This window comes from Syntrophomonas sp. UBA1041, from assembly GCF_002316705.1.
Lineage (GTDB): Bacteria > Bacillota > Syntrophomonadia > Syntrophomonadales > Syntrophomonadaceae > DTU019.
Genome location: NZ_DCEA01000107.1, coordinates 1 through 19,439, shown reverse-complemented (window position 1 = coordinate 19,439; position 19,439 = coordinate 1). Strand labels below are relative to the sequence as shown.

The following is a 19,439-nucleotide window of genomic DNA, read 5'->3' as shown; positions in this document are numbered from 1 at the left end:
ATTGAAACGGAGGCAGAGATTTAATGAGTAGCCGTCAAAAAAAACCAGTTGACCGGCGCATCCGCAAGACCAAAAGAATCCTCAAGGAGAGCCTGGCCACCCTGTTGCTGGAAAAAAAACGCAACAACATCACCGTACAGGAGCTGGTCAACCTGGCGGATATCAACCGGGGCACTTTTTATCTGCACTATCGGGATATTCATGACATGCTGTCACAAATCGAAGCGGAGATGCTTGAGGAGCTGGAGGAAATAACGCAGCGCTTTCCCCTGGCTATGACCGATACCCCCAAGCCTTATATCCAAGATATGCTGCAGTATATCGCCGACAACCACACCTTCTGCAAAATGCTGTTGGGGCCCTATGGCGATATGGCTTTTGTGGAGAAGCTGAAGAAGCTGGTGGAAGAGAGGTGCCTGTACTCGCTGATGAAAACTTGGCCGGAAAACGACGCCCAGCGCTATCGATACTTCGCCTCCTACACCATAGCCGGCTGCATCGGGCTGATACAGGCCTGGCTCGACGGCGGCATGGAGGCATCCCCCCAGGAGCTGGCCGAGGTGGCTGAAGACATGATCCAGAACGGCATTGAATTCCTGCACCGCGATGCCCGGAAGGGTTCGGAGCGGTGACTTATGCTGCGAAGGGGTGACCTCGTTACACCGCGTTACAAGACCTGAATACTTATTTTGGACAGTTGCTGCAGCGCCGATTATTGATTAACCGATCAGATTGGACTAGAAAGTACGCAATGGCGGTTTAAAAGACTACTTTTTCAGTGGTCTCGACCCGGCCCTTAGTATTTCCTAGACGAACTTAAAGATTACCGTGAATATGAAGGCCACGAAGGCCGTCCAGACCAGGTATACGTTCAGGTAATCGGTCTGCCATTTCTCCAGCCGGGCGAAATCCAATCTCTTTCGGAAATACCCCCCATACATCCACGCCAGACCGGCCAGATTACCCAACAAGAGCAAATTCTCGCCCAGCGCAGCGACTTTGTTGGGGGTGATGCCGAATGCCGATAGCCGGAACAGGATAGCCGACAGAGCCACTCCGTCTATGAGCAGTGCCGTAATGATCAAAGCCATATTCAGGTAGTCGAACAGGTTGACAGGCTGATTTATATCCCGGGCTGAGATCACATACAAGACCAGCCCCAATATCATAGCCAGCATGAAATCGAAGGCGATCAGGAATTCCCTCTCCATGAAAGGGCTCTTACCGGTTGCGGCCATTACTGCCAGGAAGCTGACCATGGTGACTAGAAACAGCGGGCTGAATATCTTGGCCAGAATAGGTGCAAAGTTCTCCACGATACTCTTCTTGGCGTCGGCCAGGTAAATGCTGACCATGGCCGCAGTACAGCCCCCGTAGATAAAGAGGTATTGTACGATGAAATCCTCCGCGTCGATGCCGATGGATTCAAATATAGCAATAGTGAATAAGCCCAGGACCACCACTCCCGCCATGACCAGCACACCGTAGATGAAGGTCTCCCCGCTGAAGCGAATGAAGTTCATTCTCCCCTGGCGGCCTTGCCAATCTCTACCGATATAAGCGGCAGCGGTGAGCAGCCATAAAAACATGGGCAGATGCAGGACGCTTAAATAAGCGGTGTGATGCGGCGCAAATGACGGATAAAGATTGATGATGATTGCTGCCAGAGCGAATATCCCCATGATAATCGACCAGGTTTTGACATCATGCTGACGCTTGATCAAGAAAAAAGCAGCCCCAAAGGGCAAAACAAACAGGCTTATGTTTTTCAAATAGAATAATTCGGCACTTTGATTCTGGATACTCAACCCGAACAGCTCGGGAATTTTAATCAAGGTGCCGGATAGAAGCGCGAACAGCACCACCAAAACCACATCCTGCCGGTTTTGCCGCTGGGATGCCGGGTCCAGCGGATCCAGCATGTAATGCTTCCACAGGTTTTCGGTGTTTACTTTGGCATACTCATTGGAGATGGCATCGGCATTGCCCAACCGCTTCACACTGATCAGAAATGCCTCATCGGGACTCAATCCGGCTGAGGTTAGATCATCGATCTCATCCCGCAGGTGGCTTTCCAGCTCACGGATGTCAGTTTCGGTAAAGTTGCCCCGGGCTCTCAAATGATCACGCCAGGAATTTATCTGTGTCTCCAAGTCAAACATTTTAACCCTCCCTTATGAATCGCCCCGGTCGCTCCAGGTCCTGGCCAAAGCCGCCACCACCACTTCCCACTGCCTCTTCTGCACTTCCAACTCCTCCAGCCCTCGTTCTTTGATGCGGTAGTACTTGCGCTGCCGCCCGGTCTCTGACTTCTGCCAGTAGGATTCAATGAGCTGCTGCTCCTCCAAGCGGTGCAGGACCGGATACAACATCCCCTCCGTCCATATCAATTCATTGTCGGACATCTCTTTGACCCGCTTGATGATAGCGTAGCCATAGCTGTCATTTTCCTTGAGAATTGCCAAAATGAGAGGAGTTGCCGAAGCGGCGATCAGATCTTTGGATACATTCATTGAATCCCCCCTCTATACCTAACAGTTCTATGTATAAACAGATCATACCTAGTTGTTCTAGGTATGTCAATAAGGTAATTAAGAGTCAGGCGGAGGCATGGGGGGAGGAATGGGCATGCCTCCCCACGCGCCTGCCCCTATTCACTCTCCATTTGACACTTGCTTTGAGTCGGCAAAACTTCTATACTCTAGTTATCGAACGCTCGTTCTATTCAGCGCAGATTATTACCAGGCAGGTGTTGATCCTTGAGTTGGAGTAATATATTAGAAGAACTCAACGAAGAGCAACGGCAAGCGGTGACCTCAACCGAAGGCTTCATCCGCGTCATCGCGGGTGCGGGTTCCGGCAAAACCAGGGCCTTGTCGTACCGCTTCGCCTATCTGGTCAATGAGATCGGCGTTATGCCCTCCAACATCCTCTGCGTGACATTTACCAATAAGTCCGCCCATGAGATGAAGCAGCGCATCCGTCTCTTGACCGGCGACAACGATACCGGCTATATAAGCACTTTCCACGGCTTCTGCGTATCCGTTCTGCAGGAGGATATCAACGCGGTGCAGTATCCCAAAAGTTTTCTGGTGTTGGACAACTCCGACATCGACACCATGCTGAAGATCATTTATGAAGAACGCGGCCTGACACTAAGACACATGACTTTCTCCAGAGCGCGCGATATGATCGAAATACGCAAGATATTCAAAGAACCCGAGTACTACCAGGACATGATCGCGCTTCCGCTGGAACGGCTGCACCAAAAGTATCTGCAGGCGGTGGAAGCGGAGGATATAATTTTTTATGGATACCTGTACCAGGAGAAAAAATGCTTCGCCCTGGACTACAATGACCTGATCAAGTATGTACTGTATATCTTCAGCGTCGATGAGAAGATCAAGTCAAAGTGGCAACAGCGCCTGGAATACATCATGATCGATGAGTACCAGGATATCGACGAGCTGCAGTACCGGCTCATGAAGGTCTTGTGTGGCTACCACCAAAACCTTTTTATCGTAGGCGATCCGGATCAGACCATATACACTTGGCGGGGCGCCAAGGTGCGCTATTTGCTGGATTTCGATAAAGAGTTCCCGGAGGTGCGGACCATCATGATGATGCGCAATTACCGCTCTACGCCGCAGATTCTGGCGGTGGCCAATTCCCTGATAGACAACAATAAAAACCGCATCAAAAAGGATTTGCATCCCATGCTGCCGGACGGCGCCCCGGTGCTTTACCACCATGCCCGCACCGGCCGGGAAGGCGCGTGGTGGGTGGCAGCGCAGATCAAAGAGCTGGCCGGTCAGGGGGTGGAACTCAGCGACATCGCCATCCTGTACCGCGCCCACTATGTCTCCCGCACCTTGGAAGAAGTCTTCCTCAAGGAAGAATTGCCCTACCGCATATACAGCGGTGTGCAGTTTTTAGGGCGCATGGAGATCAAGGATGCCCTGTCCTATCTGCGGCTGATCGTTTATAAAGACGATCTCTCTTTCCTGCGGATAGTCAACGTGCCCAAACGAAGTATCGGCGAGCGGCGTATTAAGTTTTTGCGTAACTACGCCGAGCAGAATCATTGTTCTCTGTATGAGGCTCTGGCCAGGAGCATGGATAATGAGATTTTCAACCATACCCGGGCCAAACGGTTCCTGGCCCTTATCGAGGGTTTTGCCGCCGGCTATCATGGCGTCCCCATCTCCGAGCTTTTGAGCGCCGTCCTGGATCAGAGCGGTTATGAGACCATGCTCAGGACGGAGGGCAGTCAGGAGCGGCTGGACAATTTGGCGGAGCTGAAGCAGTCGGTCTATGAATACGAAACTTCCTGCGGTGAGGAAAGCACCCTGGAAAACTACCTGGCCCACGTAGCCTTTTTGAGCAACAGTGACGCAGCTTCCGGCAAGAACGCGGTCAAGCTGATGACCGTGCATGCCGCCAAGGGATTGGAGTTCCCCTATGTTTTCCTGTGCGGCCTGGAGGAAGGCGTGTTTCCCTCCAAGAAGACCGCGACCCTGGAGGGCATGGAAGAGGAACGGCGCCTGGCCTTCGTGGCCTTCACCCGGGCGGAAAAGGGTTTGTTTTTAACCGATGCGGAGGGGCGGAATCTGGATGGTTCCTACCGCTTTCCTTCACGCTTCATTTTCAATGTGGACCAGACCTTCCTGACTTACACCAACCCATTGGACGACAGCCTTATATCTGAAAGCAAGTGGAGCATCCGCAACAGCGAGAAAATGCTGCAACCGGCTCCGGACGGGATCTCCTTCAGGCCCGGCAGCCGTATCGTCCACAGCATCATGGGCCCCGGGGAAGTGCTGGATATCGACCGCGACCAGGCTGCCTACGTGATCAAGTTCGATGACCTGGCAACTCTGCGTAAAATCAGCTTTAAAGCCAACCTGGCGGCAGAGGGGTGACAGACAAACAGAGAACCGTCAGACTGTTGGCTCTGTTTGCGGGAGCGGAAAAAGGTGGCAAAAAGGGCGTCAGGCCCATTTGTCACCCCATTTTTTATCAAATAATCTGGTATCAATAGGAGGAAGACAATGATCAAACGGACGATGGGACAGGCGATCAGGGCTTATTGCCTGCAGTGTTCTAATCATAGCAAGAAAGAAGTGGCGTTATGCCCGATGAATAAGTGTCCTCTTTATCCGTTCAGATTGAAGCCGGATCAGGAAGAGTCCCCTCATCAGCAGAAAAGCGGCACAGAAAACCCAACCGGCGGCCAGCCGATTTTATTTGAATGAGGGCTTTGGGGGGCAGCGCATTTCCGTTACCCATATGAAATCAGTTTGCAGTTGCAGGAGATTGTTTTGCCGGCCGATATTTACGATGAATCAGAAACAGCGGCCCAGTCCTCGCCACGGTTCCACTTTATGGATATAATATGTAACAAAGTGCGTTTTAAATAGCATAGGCTTTTAAGCCTTTGTGTAAGGCTTGGATTCTGGGGGAAAACATCACAATGGAACCTGACAATACTTATCTTGCTATCATTGGCGACCTTGTAAAGTCAAAATCAATCACCGACCGCGAAGCTATTCAAGACAAACTGGAGTCAACGCTGCACAATATTAATGAACGATACTCACAAGTCGTCATATCGAAATTTTTGATTACTCTAGGCGACGAATTCCAGGGTCTATTAAGGCCCACCAATCTGCTATTTGATATTATTACTGATATTGTAGAAGCAATAGAGCCTGTTCAAATAAGATTTGGAGTCGGTTATGGGAGCATCAGCACTAAAATCAACGATGTGGCTCTCGGTATGGACGGGCCTGCCTTTTACGAGGCCCGGGAGGCTATGGACAAAGCTCACAAATATAAAGGACATGTAATAATATTTCATAGTCCGCCAGCGGACAATTCCAGATTAGCTGTGAATACATCGCTGTTATTGCTGTCGCAGGTTCGGAATTTGTGGTCCGATAAAAATAAACTGATTCATGCCTGCATTAGGGCCAATATGAATCAAGTGCAAATCGCTTCCCAATTAGGGATTTCACAATCCGCCGTAAGCCAAATGATGTATAAAAGCAGGATAGCTGAAATCAGGGAAGCAGAAGGAAATGTCAAACAGCTCCTAAACACTCTGTTCGGTTATCATTCTTCCGCTAATAACCGCTAAATATCAGTCTATTGCTTATATTTTCAGACAGCTGTCAACCTTGCGGTCGTCAAACTTATAGTAAAAGCATAAGTTTTTATCTTATAATGCCTATATTTAAGCTGTTAACTTATATATGCCAGGAGAGGTACGCCGGATGTTGGAGTTATTCCTGCTTTTATTGTTGGCTCATTTTGCCGGGGATTTCGTCTTCCAAGACGAAGATATGGCCCAGAAGAAAAACGGCGGCGGCAAAACATCGCAAGAGGTACAGTCGCTGCTGTTTCACGCATCCATTCATTTCCTGCTTTACCTGGGCGTCATAGTTATCTTAGTTTTTGGTCTTCATTACTCAGACATCAAATGGTTGTTTTTGATCGCCACATTACTGGCCGTCAGTCATCTAATTATTGACTGGAAGAAACCCTGCTGGGAATGTATCGGTATCAATAATAGGGCTTTGATTTTTATGCTGGACCAGGCCCTTCATATATCGATTATCATCCTGATAATAAACTGGCTGAGTAAATCGTCCATATTGACAGTCTTACAATCTTTTGAGCTTAGCAATTTTTTTGAAACCGTCATTTTCGTTATCATTGGCATCATATTAATCACGGATTTCTCGAACATCTTTATAAGATTGTTTCTGGAAACTATTAAAGGGCCTGTCAATGAAGAAGTCGCAATCAACAAATATAACGACGACGGCGCCGAGACAGCTCCGGAGCTCTCAAATCCAATAAATAATAAAGAAAATTACAAGAAAACGGGACGCTATATCGGTAATCTTGAAAGAAGCCTGACTTTTTTGGCTGTTATTTCCGGTGCCTACGAGGTCCTGATAGGAATATACGGAACCAAAACGGCCATGAGATTCTATGAATTCAATAACAAAGATTTTGCGGAATACTATTTTATTGGCACTTTACTCAGCGCTTTATTGGCGATAAGTATTGCTTTATTCTATCGTTGGGTATTGGGTTAAGGTTATATCGAAGCTCTGGTCAAAGCATAATATTCTGGTTAAAGTTTCCCCTTTGGCTTATCAGAAATTATGTTTGATTTTAGATTTCAAAATGCCTCACTCATATAATGCATTTCTTTTGTTTTTTCAATCATTCTGGATGCTCCAGGAAATTGGCATTACCAGAAAAAGCCCTTTATATCCCAATTTTCTTGACCTTGGCAATGGTCCGGGTTATATAGCTCTCCAACTTGGCCTCAAACACCTCGGCGGTGATCTCCTTATTCTGTATCATGGATAAGCCCTTTTCCCAACTGGCGGTAAGGACAGGGTTCAACAACTCTTGGGCGGATCGGCGGATCAGTTCAACGATCACCTCCCCTTTGGGCTCGGGCGTAACAATCCGGGTCTTGGCATTGATTTTGATGTAGCCGATATCCTGAAGCTTCTTGATGATGCCGGCACGGGTGGCAGAGGTGCCAATGCCACAGGTCTTTATCTGCTCTCTGAGCTCCTCGTTTTCTATATACTTCCCCGCTTTTTCCATAGTCAGAATCAATGCCGCGTCGGAAAACCGGGAAGGTGGTTTGGTTTCTTTTTGCTCTAAATCCAAAGCGGTGGTGGCGCACTTTTCTTTTTTGCTGAGCAAATGAAGTGGGGAAGTGGAGATATCCTCTTCATTTTTTGCCGGGGATATTTCGTAGATCTCTTTCCAGCCGGCATCATTGAGGGTTTTGGAGCTGGCGACAAAGATCTCCCCTTTGATTTCGGTTTCTATCTTCACCGTGTTGTATATCGCAGGCGGATAGAATATGGCCAGAAACCTTTTCACGATCAAGTTATATACATTGCGGCTGTCAGGATCCAGCCTGGACAGATCGGCGCTTACATAGGTGGGGATGATGGCGTAATGGTCAGTCACCTTGCTGTCATCCACAAACCTCTTGCTGGATTTATCGATAGTGAGTTTCCCAAACTCCTTGATTCTTATAACCGCATCCTTGAAGGCGGCATTCTTATACAAACCATTTAGGACCCGGGGCAGTTCGGCAACGATATCGCTGGACAATACCCGGCTGTCGGTTCTGGGATAAGAGATGAGTTTTTTCTCATACAGGCTCTGCGCGATGGCCAGGGTCTTATCGACCGGCAGTTTGTATTTTTTGTTGGCTTCGGATTGCAGCTCGGCCAGATTGAAAAGCAGCGGCGGCGGCTCCTTCTTGACTTTGATCTCCACCTTGTTCACGGTGGCTTCATGCCCCTGCAACTTGTCGATAATATTCTGAGCTTCCTCTTGACCGAGGTATTTTTCATCGTCCTCAAGTGTATCGGCAGGCTTTGCCCCTTTGGCTGTTTGGGGTTGCCATTTACCTTTGTAGGCAACACCGCTGTCCTGAGACAAAAAATTGGCCGCCACCCCATAATGGATTTTGGGCACGAAGTTTCTGATTTCCAGTTCCCGGTTGACCACTAATCCCAGAACACAGGTCATAACCCGCCCGATGGCGATGACCGATCGTTTCTTCTCTTTCAATCGGGCCGACAATTGCTGGCCATACTGGCAGGTATAGATCCTGCTGAAATTCATGCCAAACAACCAGTCCTCTTTGGCCCGGCAATAAGCCGCCTGGGACAGGGAATCGTACTCGCTGAGGTCCTTGGCGGCTTCAATGCCCTTTTTCACCGCATCTTCGGTCTGCGAGGAAATCCACACCCGTTTGGCGGGTTTATCGGCGCCGCTCAGCTGATAGACCAGGCGAAAAATATACTCACCTTCGCGTCCGCTGTCGGTACAGGAGTAGATCATGCTCACATCCTGACGGTGCATCAGTTGTCTGATAACCTCAAACTGTTTTTCGATTCCAACATTATCAATGATCTTATATTTAAATTCCCGGGGTATGATCGGCAAATGCTCTACCCGCCACGATTTATAGGCGGGATCGTATTCCTCCGGGTAAGCCATTGTTACCAGATGGCCATAGCACCAGCTTATTATGGCCTGGCCATTTTCGGCATAGCCCCGGCCCCGGTCAGACTTGTTTATTTCTATACCCAACACGCTGGCAAAGCTGCCCGCCACCGAAGGTTTTTCCGTGATGTATAATGGTTTGGCCATGACATAACCACCTCATGCCCGCAACTGAGTCCGTATAATCCCCAGCAGGCAAAATTTATCAAACCGCCATTAAATTACAGAGCAACGCGGCTGCGTTCTATCCGCTGTATATGTTATTATATCCTATGTTTTTGCGGCCTGGGAGAAAGCCCAGTGCTGAAACGATCCTGTGGGGCACTAGGGTACGGTTCTGCGTGCCCTACAAGTAAAATGAAATTGATTTTAATTTCCAGAAGATATAAAAGATTCGGGAATAATGGTTACGGCCTTTCCTCTAACGATACACCTCCCCGACCCGGACGACGAACCATTTCTGGAAGCGGCCCTGGCTGCGCCTGGAACCCTAATAATAACCGGCAACAAAAAGCATTTTCCTCCTCCAGCCTGTGGTAAAATTCTCGTTTATAGTCCGGCGGAATTTATTAAATACCTGTCCAAAAGCCGTGGGAGCGGCGCTCAAAAAGGATAATGCGGATGCGCCGAACGTCAAATGATTCTTTCCTCATCATTATCCAGACGACCCTCCAGAGCATCGAGAGCCGAGAAAAAAAATATGCCGTCTTTTCCCAAAGTGGTTTTCTCTTCTAGCACTTTAATTGCATAATCGATCGTCTTTTGTCTCTCTTCAGAGCGTACTTGATTGATCCGATTACACAAGAAAAAATACTTTCATGTCCAGAGTTGTGAAGATAGTTTTTTATAAAATCAATTTCGCTTGCACTGGCCAATGCTGATACCCTCATTTCATAAAACGAAGGTATCTATACTCTAGAATTCTATAATTGTGCAGAAAGAAAAACTTTTATTCTACCCTGTATCGATTGACTTCTGCATATTTTGGGGTTAATATTGTGCATAACCATTTTCCTTGTGCAGAAAGGATGTTCGCGGTGAGGGAATTTGATTATACATCCGTTCCGAATGAATTAATGAACCATGAATTAATGAATTTGATCTCAGCAATTCATGAATATAAAGGAAAACAAGAACTGTTTATTGAAGCGAAGGCCGATGTATTAGAAGCAATGCTTGAAATTGCTATAATCCAAAGCACCGGGTCCTCCAATAGAATCGAAGGAATCTATACCTCAGATGAGCGCTTGGATGCTTTGGTAAAGCTCAAGGCGGAGCCGCGCAACCGCTCGGAGCGTGAAATCGCTGGTTATCGGGAGGTACTGAGACTGATCCATGAAAGCTATGATTATATGGCGCCTCGTACCAATGTAATACTACAGTTGCATAGAGACCTGTACCAGTTCAGTCCGTCATCTATCGGTGGTAAATTCAAAAATTCGGATAATCTTATCACTGAAACAGATGCATTCGGCCAACGCAACATACGCTTTAAACCCCTGACGGCATTTGAAACTCCAGATGCTGTTGACCGCCTGACCAATACTTTTATAGATGCAGTCAATGCTGAAAAATACGATCCATTGCTGCTGATCCCCATGTTCGTCTTGGATTTTCTTTGCATTCATCCCTTTAACGATGGCAACGGACGCATGAGCCGCCTGTTGACTCTTCTGCTCCTTTACCGTTCAGGATATATTGTGGGCAAGTACATTAGTCTCGAGATGATAATCGAAAAAACCAAGGAAACCTACTACGAGGTATTGCAGGACAGCTCAATTGAGTGGCACGAGGGAAAGAACTCCTACCTGCCGTTTGTCAGGTATTACCTGGAGGTCATTTTGAGCGCCTACAAAGAGTTTTCGGCCAGGGTAGAATTGATGCAAAACCGCAATCTTTCCAAACCGGAAAGGATCCGTAAGCTATTTGACAATACCCTGCAAAAGCTGTCGAAGCGTATGATTCTGGAAAAATGCCCGGATATAAGCACCTCGACTGTCGAGATAACTTTGGCGGCATTGGTGAAAGAGGGTTATATAATTAAGACGGGTGCCGGTAAAAATACCGCATATATCCGTAATACGGACCATTAAATTACCGGCATCACGATGGATAAGAAAAATATTGTATCGATTTCAAGGAAATAACACTTGCAGATATCATATTCTATGGTACTTCTTGGGTAAGAATAGGGCACCCAGGCTCTTAAATAGCTTGGGTGCCGATGTCCAGTATCTTGCCGCTATTCAGTTCAATCTCGGTATCTATGAGAGCGATAGGCTCACACTCATTCCGCCCGGCATCTATTGCCAAATTTGATTACAATTGGGTTTAATTATTTCTTCGTATTCATTTCGGCAATTCGTTAATCCAACCTCAATACTTTGCATATATTGTATTTCATCAGGTTTCTTTAGCTTTCGCTGCGGCTATTTCTTCAAGATGGTCTAACAAAAACTGCTTCCCGGCATCATTGAAACAGACCATATCATATTCAACGCCGTTATAGTTTTTTCTCATCGTCTCGATTCCGTATTGGTGGGAATTCTCATTGATCTTGGTTCGTTTCTTGCCGTCTTCGAGGAGTTCCTCGCTCAGAATCCCCATCTGCTTTAATTGCTTGTTGATTTCCATTCCGGTTATCTTACGGCTTCTGCTCAGGTCGATGACATTATTGACGCATCTGGCAAAAGCGTTTACTCCGATCAAGCCATCCGGAAACTCAATACGATCTTTTTCTTCGGCTGTTATGCTGAATTCCATTTTGCCTCTGCCGGCAGCCTCTCCTTTGACAACTTGATTTAGAACATTCTGCACGAAGAATAGGCATCTTATCATGCGGGGATCGTGAAGAAAACAATTCTCATCCAATTTCTCGCCTGAAACCGGATTTAACCCATTAGCCATTTTGTTCAGGATTTTGATAGCATTTGCGATCTTCTCTTTATCAGCATGCATGGTCATACCCGCCCTTCCAGTAGGATTACTGCATGTCATAAATTTCTAGTAAATTTCTGCAAATTCCTTCATATAATCCAAAGATAGGCGAAAGTATATCTGAACGGTCAGCAATGACCTCTACACTTTACTCATACACCTGCGTCCACTGCTCTTCATCGCTGACGGGGATGAAGTCGTGGCCTATGGAGGCTTCCATGATGTTCCAGAAAGCCCAGTGGCTCTGGGTAAGGTCATTGTAGTGCCGGGGCAGGGAATCCCAGTTGGAGGTTATATAGGACTGGTCGGCGCTACGGTTTAAGATTTTGTCTACTAGAGTGACCACCTCTGCCCGGGTGATATAGGCTTCCGGTTTGAAAGTGCCGTCGGGATAACCTACGATCCATCCTTTTGCCGCCGAGGAGTTGATGTATTTCACCGCCCAGTGGTTGTCGGACACGTCGGAGAAGATGTTGGTGTTAGTCAGGGTCAGGTTGTCAAAATGGGCGGCTAAAGTGGCGAACTCCGCCCGGGTGACCGGGTCATTGGGGCGGAAGCGCACATCTCTGGAGTAATCCTCCAAAACCCCGAGTTGTTGCATATAGCAGACCTGGTTGGCATACCAGGCACTCTGGTCGATATCGGGATAGTAGTTGTTCCGATAATCCGTATTTAGGTCTATGGACTCAGACAGCAGCCGGGAGAACATCACCACCGCTTCCGCCCGGGTCATATTGCGGGCCGGGCCGAAAGATCCGTCGGGGTAGCCCTGCATATAGGCAAAATGATCGTCTTTGTTGAGCTGAGGTATTGGGCGGTTGACATAGATCAGGGTGGTATAGGGCGGCAGGGCGGCGGCGCTATCGGCCAGGAATACCCCACTCTCGCTGACTATGATTGTATGGGTCTCGCTGGAGCCGTTATAACCGGATGGGGCGGCCTTTTCACTCAACTCATAGGTACCATTGGCTATCGCGGGGAAAGTGGCATAGCCGTCAGCCTGGCTGGTGGCCTGATAATCCTCGTCCCCGGGATCAGCCCCTCTTAGTTCAAACACTGCCCCGGCCAAGGGCTGATTGTTGCCGTCCACTTTCCGCACCTTGATCTCTTGGTCCGAGTCGGGCTTAGGTATATCAGTTTTTTCGGTGTTTACAAAAACTAATTCCTCTACCCGGGAGTAAGGCCGCTCTGCTCCATCGATATAGACCCAGATACTGCCGTTTTTCACCGAAACCTCATAGGTGTCGTCGGATTTGATATAGCCCTCCGGGGCGGATTGTTCGCTCAGGACATAATCGCCGTCAGCCACACCGGTAAGGGTGGCATGACCGTCGGACCCGCTGCTGAACGTGTAAGCATGCTGCTCCCCCATCAGCTGAAAGCTGGCTCCAGCCAGAGGATTGTCATTCTCATCTACCTTCTGGATCCTAAACTCATTGGGTGCGGGTGTGGTCTGCTCACCGGACTCAGCGGGCTTGATCTTGATAGTAGCCGTGTCGGTCCTTAATACAACAGGCCTTAATACCAATTGTAGAGATTCTTGGCGCAATGTCACTTCGGCGTAATAAGTATAGGTGCCTGGCTGTGGGTTTATAAAAGGATTGTAAGTGCAAGTAGGCGTCGAGTTAACCTGGCCTAAATAACCGCCGTTACCGGTGTACCATTTCCAAGACAAAATGGTGTACCCTGCGGGGTCAACCGTTGCGCTCAAAGGCGGGATCTCCTGCCCCAGCGTGTATTCCCCGCTTTGAGGGTGGGCAGAGATGTAAGGTTCGGCAGCGGCAAACGCGGTCAGGCTGCAGCTAAACACCAGAACCAGAGCCAGAATCAGCACTACAAGTACGCTAATCTTTTTCATCAGGCATTTCCCTTCCTAAATACATAATTAACTTTATTTTACAGTACAATTCTAAAATTTTCCTAAAATAATAATGTAACTTTCAACGGGAATTTAGTACGTGATTGTATAATAGTTTTGAGCGGCGGAGAAGCTGTGAGATTTTTGCAAACGGAGGTTTTCCCTATAAACCATACACCGGTAAATCGCAGTTCCTTGTTTCTGTTATCGTTGACGCTCCCCGCTGCGATTTATGACCGCTATCAAACATCCTTACCGCAGCATTTTTTGTATTTCTTCCCGCTGCCACAGGGGCAGGGGCAGGGTTGATTGCGGCCTACCTTTTCCACTCGAATTGGTTCAGAATAGCGTTTAGGCACCGGATCAACCGGCTTGGCCCACCTAGATGAGCTGCTCAACCGGCTTTGCTCTTGGTACTTCTCCAGCAAGGCTTCAGTATCGGCCGCCTTTTCAGGTTCACATTGGCCGCGTTGACGATGACATCGACGTGCATTTTGGTGATGTCGTTGTGGATAATGGTCAGTGGCATAGTGGGCATCTCCTTTCAGCAATGAGCCCGGGTTGTTTACCGGTTAAATCATTAAAAATGATTCCATACGTTCACAAGGAAAAAAACGGCAAATATACATGGGGAGCACGGGTGTATGAATTCGATACACATCAGCTTGCTTGGGCATGTCTCAAATACGGTCATCTTTTTTAGCAAATGCCGACTGAATGGGCCATAACTCAATCTTAATATAATTAAAAGGGAAATGGGTTGTACAAAGTGACGGATTTACGGACTTCGTAAATCAACTTCAAAACATTAGATCAAAAAAGGCGTATGGCACGGATTTTGCGTTTATTACAAATCAGACTTCATGGCCGGTAAACAAACGTTAGCGATGAGAATAATTGTATTTGGGCTTTGAGACGTAAGACAACGACAGGGAGAAGACCCATGCCAGAAAACTTTAAAAAAGTGATCATGTCGTCAGAATTTCTTATTTCTTCTATATTCGTGTTCGCAGGGGTAACTGCCTATTATGTTTATGAGTTTTGTTTAAATTATCGGGGCGCTAACTCATTCGACCAGGCTATGTACTGGTTGGCCTGCATTTTGGTGAACCTGTTTCTGCAGTATGTCATTTATATCAATGCGAAAAGGCAATTATCTAAAAAAAGATAAAGCTGGATTGACCCTGGCTGCGTTGCCTTTCCAGAAACGCTTGCCGAAAGCTGTTTTCTGAAAGCTAATTTTGCAGCCTATTAATTAACGGCCTCGGCAAGTAATGTGAAATAAAGGGGAATCACCAATGGAAAACATTGGAATCATACTGCGTAAATTGTATAATGCTTCGGGCTTATATGCACCCGCAGTAGACCGGTAAACATCTATTGGCTGCGGCCAGATGGAGGAATTATTATTAACAACTTGGAGGCAATGAACATGTCAGATGTTATTATGAGTCTGTGTGACAATCTAAAATATTTACAACACTTTTGCACAGAAGGTATCTGTATGTGGGTTACTGATACAGAACAATTTGTGGGTTTGGTCAAAGGGAGGGATTCTCCGGGAGACTTTTTTGCGGTTGGAGAGCCCATACAGCAAGGCGGCACTGCAAGAGAGGCGCTTAAGACCAAGAAAGTAATTAACAGATACCTCCCTCCGGAAATCTATGGGGTTGAAGCCAATGTGATCGCGGTGCCAATATATGACTCAGATAATCGGGACATCCCGGTGGGGGTTTTGGGCTTATCAAAGAGCAGAAAATATCAGGCTGGAGTACTGGATATTTCCGAAAAATTGCTAACCTCAATGGAGCAGTTGGGGCAGGCTTCAAACGAGATTGCCATAGGGGCCGAGCAGATATCGGTTCAATCAAATCATATATCCAGCCTGACACAAACGGTAGTGGCAACCACAGGCGAAGTCAAAGAGGCTATGCAACAGGTCAGAAATATTGCTCAGCAGACCAAATTATTGGGTATAAATGCAATGATTGAAGCAGCCCACGCCGCAGCAGCCGGCAAAGGCTTTTACGTTGTAGCTGAAGAAATCAGGAAATTGGCCGATGTGTCAAAAGAAGTTACTATTGGAGTAGATAAGATCCTCAAAGAAGTAGAAGAAAAAATGGATCTAGTGGTAGCAGCCATCCAAAAATCATTAGACTCTACTACCTCTCAAGCAGCTTCCACCCAAGAACTTGCTGCATCGCTTCAGGAAATAACATCGGTAACAGAAAACCTTATTAGTTTAGCTAAATATTTGTAAGTGTCCGGTTTGCCCTTCCCATCAGTTGCTGCAAATACCTGAAAGGTCAGCTCATACCGTGCTGCGATTAGCCGATCAACGGTTTCCCACGCATGGGGTAAAGTTCCAATATCAATCATCCTCGAAAACATCCCCTAGCCAACTTATTCGCCGCCCAGCCCTTCGATAAAGGCCAGCACGTTTTGGCCGAGGACGGCGTGGTTGTAGCCGCCTTCCAAGATGCCGAAACAGCCGCCCCGGTTGCGCCGGGCCGCTTCCCGCATCAGCCGGCCCATGGTGGTGTAATCCTCGGTCTTCAAGAGCCCGCCCCAGTCTTTTTCGGCATTGTCGAATCCGGCCGAAGCAGCGATCATGTCGGCATCGGTATCTGCCAGCGCTTTCTCCACCTCTTTCAGGTAGTCGCTGCGGCTTTGCCGGGAAGGGTTGCGGATGGTGACGTAGGCCCGATTGCCCAGGATATCGACGTTGCCGTCGCCAAAGTGGAGGTCGAAGTCCAGGATGAAAGCCTTCTTTATTTGGCCCTGGCGTACCAATTTATCGATGGCGATGGCCATATTGTTGAAATAGCAGAACCCCCAGGAGCTGTCAGCCGAGGCATGGTGCCCGGGCGGTCGGATCAGGGCGAAACAAGGTTCGGTCAAACCGATCCGGGCGGCCATGATGGCCCCGCCGGCTGCCAGAGCGGCGATGTCGTAAACGCCTTCCCGCTCTACCGATTCCACATGTTTCCGGGTATGGACCTGGAGGATATCCAGTTCTGTGGCCGGTTCCGGTTTGGCCCAGGTGACCCTCCCCTGCAGGGCGTCCACCACCGCCTGGATCCTGCCCGGGGAGGCGGCGGGATCGGACGCGTAAACCTGGTTATAATCCTCATGATAAACAACCTTCATTGCGGCTCATCCTCCTTTTCAGCCATAACTTGGGGGCATCCTTCTGTTGCTGGCTCCTGATATTTAACCAGCATTGATAAGCATCTCCTCATATTCTTCTCGTGACCGGGGACAGTCCAGTAACTTCCCAAAGTCCGAACTATTTAGTTTATATTGTTGGCCATGTGGCTTAGATTAGGAGCCGCAAATACTTATGTGTTTTATGCCGGGACTGATTTTGGGGGTAAAAAGATATATCACCAAGCCATGGCGCCAAAGGTTCAGGGGAGGTCATCATTACTTCATGTATCGTTTCAGCTCTTTATAAAAGTTTTCGCGGGTACCCGCCAGTATGACGACAACGTTTTCTTCATCTTCTTCAATAACGGTGTAGGCCAGTTCGTAGTTAAATGCTATCAAAGAAACAAAGATGCCTCAAGGCCAGGGAAGTTAAATAGAGCTTTTCTACAGCTCTGGTGATGGCACAGTAAAGCAACTTCCCCATGCTTACCCGTATGCTATTACCTGATATATGATGTATAGTCCGCGCTCCATCGCCCCTCATATTCAAAAAGGCCGTTCCTGCGTTTTGCCGGAGCGACCTCTTGATTTATGGGGGTGGTTTGTGCCTTTGGGCCTAATTGCGCTTTTTCATAAGTCTTCACAAACTAACATTTTCTGACGGGATCGATTATGCATTTATTGTATGGCAGTAAAAACTCTCTTATACCGCTTGCATATGGGGCAATATCGTATTGCTGGAAATAGACTACCACTCCTTGCGAGGTGCAGTAAAAACTGTTTATATTAAAAGTCTGTTCTACCAGTTCCTCATAATTATCGAAATAAATATCAGGGTTTTCCCTTATCTGTTCAATAATTTTCTTTTTAATATATGTTTTATAATCACCGGAACACTTATACAATGCTCTGAGTTTAATCCTACGCCCGGTCTTCAGGTTCCATGTCTGAGAAGTCCGGACAGTTAAGCCATGGGCTCCGCCGGTATACTGGTAATTGTCAAAATATGCACTGATTATGCAGGCTCTGTTATAAGTTACTTCAAAGGTCTGCAAGGCTTCAAATACATGTATCGGAAATCCGTTTTTAATATCATCCAGATACTGATCAACTGCCATTTGATAAAGCTTGGTACGGAAATTTTTTTGAAGCGCCAGGGCTTCATCTTTGTAAAACTGGTTTATGGCTTTTATGGTCTTTTTGTAGTTAGCTGACTCGAATTGAGGATACTCTATTCGGTAGTTTAAAATAGTAACGCCGTCATATTTCATTTCCTCAGTAATTACTATGGTATTAAAGCTTATGGCCTTTTTCAAAGTTATCACCTCCTGATAGCATATGACATGCTGCTATATTTAGTGATAATCTGTTACAGTAAAAGCCAAAATCGGGCTCACTATGGTTATCCTCGGGGTGACAAAGTTAATCGTCTGCTGGATGATTTGATGAATGAATTATCAGATTGGCGTTAATCTCGAGGCTAGTATGGAAGCCCTAACACGCAAAGACCCATCCGGCTTGCCGGGTTGCCATTAGACATAAGGCTTGTCAAGAATACTTAACCCCTTATTACAAGCTGCCATAAGATCAAAATCGCGGTTATCATGCAGCAGCAATAGCTTATTCTCCATGGCGGTCAAGGCAATCAAAACATCTATGGTGCTGCGGGGTGTCACGCCCTTGCGGCGCAGGTCAAAATACAACCGGGCTGCTGCGGCCTAGATAGAGAAATTATTTTTGACAACTTGGAGGCAATAAACATGTCGGATGTTATCATGAGTCTGCTTGACAATTAGACTCTACTGCCGCTCAAGCAGCTTCCACCCAAGAACTCTCGGCATCGCTTCAAGAAATAACGTCGGTAACAGAAAGCCTTATCAGTTTGGCTAAATATTTGTAAGTGTCTAATTGATCGCCTAAAGCCATTACTACCGGTGGATACGACACTGCCATCGGTACCGGGCGAAGCAATACGGATGATATTATCAGTCGCACGTCAGCAAGTGCAGCAAAGCTGTGTGACGATTGGAGTTGGGGTGGAAAAGACGCCCGACATTAAACGAGGCCCGTAAGCCTTAGTGCGGGCGTGGTCATACCAGCTTACCCCGAGCCCCACCGGCCTGGCCCAATTGCGCATCTCATTCGCTCCTTCATTAATCCAGGGACTTAGTATTATGAATAATCTTATATTATCCTTTGCCACTTGCGGTTTTATCTTCATCATCCGGCATCTTTACCGCAGCACTTTTTCATTTCTTCCCGCTCCCACAGGGACAGGGCTGATCCCACCTTTCCCACCCGAATAGGTTCAAAATAGCTTTTGGGCATCGGATTTACCAGCTTGGCGCGGCCAAACGAGCTGCTGGAGTTATAAAATAACGCAAAGGAATATATTGTAAATAATCGTTAGTATAATCTCATTTGGTGTAAAATAATG

General features: G+C 47.4%; 18 protein-coding genes and 2 pseudogenes. 8 read left to right on the top strand and 12 right to left on the bottom strand.

The genetic code is table 11. The features are described from left to right. Window positions 1-23 precede the first annotated feature (23 nt). On the top strand, window positions 24-632 hold the full coding sequence (locus B2633_RS15695) for a TetR/AcrR family transcriptional regulator (RefSeq protein ID WP_483171636.1): 609 nt from the start codon (window positions 24-26) through the stop codon (window positions 630-632). A gap of 174 nt (window positions 633-806) precedes the next feature. Here B2633_RS15695 and B2633_RS15690 read toward each other — a convergent pair whose 3' ends face one another. Both B2633_RS15690 and B2633_RS15685 read right to left on the bottom strand, forming a co-directional pair. Beyond that, window positions 807-2,162 (bottom strand): permease prefix domain 1-containing protein, encoded by a 1,356-nt coding sequence (locus B2633_RS15690; RefSeq protein WP_483171635.1) that lies wholly within the window; start codon window positions 2,160-2,162, stop codon window positions 807-809. Between the two features lie 12 nt (window positions 2,163-2,174). Then, entirely contained in the window at window positions 2,175-2,513 is a 339-nt protein-coding gene (locus B2633_RS15685; protein ID WP_483171634.1) for a PadR family transcriptional regulator, read from the bottom strand. Window positions 2,514-2,759: 246 nt separating this feature from the next. Between B2633_RS15685 and B2633_RS15680 the strand changes: the two genes are divergently transcribed. The 4 genes from B2633_RS15680 (at window position 2,760) to B2633_RS15665 (ending at window position 7,106) form a co-directional block, all read left to right on the top strand. Further along, complete coding sequence (locus B2633_RS15680; protein ID WP_483171633.1) at window positions 2,760-4,922, top strand: ATP-dependent helicase; 2,163 nt, start codon at window positions 2,760-2,762, stop codon at window positions 4,920-4,922. 129 nt (window positions 4,923-5,051) lie between these two features. Further along, the gene (locus tag B2633_RS15675; protein ID WP_483171632.1) at window positions 5,052-5,255 is read left to right on the top strand and encodes a hypothetical protein; all 204 of its coding nucleotides are present in this window, start codon (window positions 5,052-5,054) and stop codon (window positions 5,253-5,255) included. A gap of 218 nt (window positions 5,256-5,473) precedes the next feature. Next, complete coding sequence (locus B2633_RS15670) at window positions 5,474-6,139, top strand: SatD family protein (RefSeq protein ID WP_483171631.1); 666 nt, start codon at window positions 5,474-5,476, stop codon at window positions 6,137-6,139. A gap of 115 nt (window positions 6,140-6,254) precedes the next feature. Continuing rightward, window positions 6,255-7,106 (top strand): DUF3307 domain-containing protein, encoded by an 852-nt coding sequence (locus B2633_RS15665; RefSeq protein WP_483171630.1) that lies wholly within the window; start codon window positions 6,255-6,257, stop codon window positions 7,104-7,106. Between the two features lie 175 nt (window positions 7,107-7,281). On the opposite strand, the gene B2633_RS15660 is transcribed toward B2633_RS15665, so the two are convergent. Beyond that, window positions 7,282-9,204, bottom strand: a complete 1,923-nt coding sequence (locus B2633_RS15660) for a DNA topoisomerase 3 (protein ID WP_483171629.1) — start codon at window positions 9,202-9,204, stop codon at window positions 7,282-7,284. Window positions 9,205-9,690: 486 nt separating this feature from the next. Then, window positions 9,691-9,861 carry a hypothetical protein gene (locus B2633_RS15655; RefSeq protein WP_483171628.1) on the bottom strand — a complete coding sequence of 57 codons (171 nt, stop codon included), beginning with the start codon at window positions 9,859-9,861 and terminating at the stop codon, window positions 9,691-9,693. Window positions 9,862-10,133: 272 nt separating this feature from the next. Here B2633_RS15655 and B2633_RS15650 point away from each other — a divergent pair, with 272 nt between their 5' ends. Further along, entirely contained in the window at window positions 10,134-11,150 is a 1,017-nt protein-coding gene (locus B2633_RS15650) for a Fic family protein (RefSeq protein ID WP_483171627.1), read from the top strand. Window positions 11,151-11,460: 310 nt separating this feature from the next. Here the strand turns inward: B2633_RS15650 and B2633_RS15645 are convergent, their stop codons facing one another. From B2633_RS15645 to B2633_RS15630, 4 genes and pseudogenes are all read right to left on the bottom strand, one after another. Further along, a complete protein-coding gene (locus B2633_RS15645; protein WP_483171626.1) occupies window positions 11,461-12,054 on the bottom strand; it encodes a hypothetical protein in 594 nt (197 codons plus the stop codon). Window positions 12,055-12,142: 88 nt separating this feature from the next. Then, entirely contained in the window at window positions 12,143-13,852 is a 1,710-nt protein-coding gene (locus tag B2633_RS15640; protein ID WP_483171625.1) for a SpaA isopeptide-forming pilin-related protein, read from the bottom strand. Between the two features lie 242 nt (window positions 13,853-14,094). Then, window positions 14,095-14,190, bottom strand: a pseudogene (locus B2633_RS15635) (SEC-C metal-binding domain-containing protein); the annotation flags it as partial. A 56-nt stretch (window positions 14,191-14,246) separates the two neighbouring features. Beyond that, entirely contained in the window at window positions 14,247-14,381 is a 135-nt protein-coding gene (locus B2633_RS15630; protein WP_483171624.1) for a hypothetical protein, read from the bottom strand. Window positions 14,382-14,795: 414 nt separating this feature from the next. On the opposite strand from B2633_RS15630, the gene B2633_RS15625 reads away from it, so the two are divergent. Both B2633_RS15625 and B2633_RS15620 read left to right on the top strand, forming a co-directional pair. Next, window positions 14,796-15,023 carry a hypothetical protein gene (locus B2633_RS15625; RefSeq protein ID WP_483171623.1) on the top strand — a complete coding sequence of 76 codons (228 nt, stop codon included), beginning with the start codon at window positions 14,796-14,798 and terminating at the stop codon, window positions 15,021-15,023. 333 nt (window positions 15,024-15,356) lie between these two features. Then, complete coding sequence (locus tag B2633_RS15620) at window positions 15,357-16,112, top strand: methyl-accepting chemotaxis protein (protein ID WP_483171622.1); 756 nt, start codon at window positions 15,357-15,359, stop codon at window positions 16,110-16,112. 143 nt (window positions 16,113-16,255) lie between these two features. On the opposite strand, the gene B2633_RS15615 is transcribed toward B2633_RS15620, so the two are convergent. From B2633_RS15615 to B2633_RS15600, 4 genes and pseudogenes are all read right to left on the bottom strand, one after another. Further along, a complete protein-coding gene (locus tag B2633_RS15615) occupies window positions 16,256-17,002 on the bottom strand; it encodes a histone deacetylase family protein (RefSeq protein ID WP_483171621.1) in 747 nt (248 codons plus the stop codon). 276 nt (window positions 17,003-17,278) lie between these two features. Next, window positions 17,279-17,389: pseudogene (locus tag B2633_RS15610) on the bottom strand (type II toxin-antitoxin system RelE/ParE family toxin); the annotation flags it as partial. 260 nt (window positions 17,390-17,649) lie between these two features. Further along, window positions 17,650-18,318, bottom strand: a complete 669-nt coding sequence (locus B2633_RS15605; protein ID WP_483171620.1) for a DUF3298 and DUF4163 domain-containing protein — start codon at window positions 18,316-18,318, stop codon at window positions 17,650-17,652. 216 nt (window positions 18,319-18,534) lie between these two features. Beyond that, complete coding sequence (locus B2633_RS15600; protein ID WP_483171619.1) at window positions 18,535-18,705, bottom strand: hypothetical protein; 171 nt, start codon at window positions 18,703-18,705, stop codon at window positions 18,535-18,537. Window positions 18,706-19,439 lie beyond the last annotated feature (734 nt).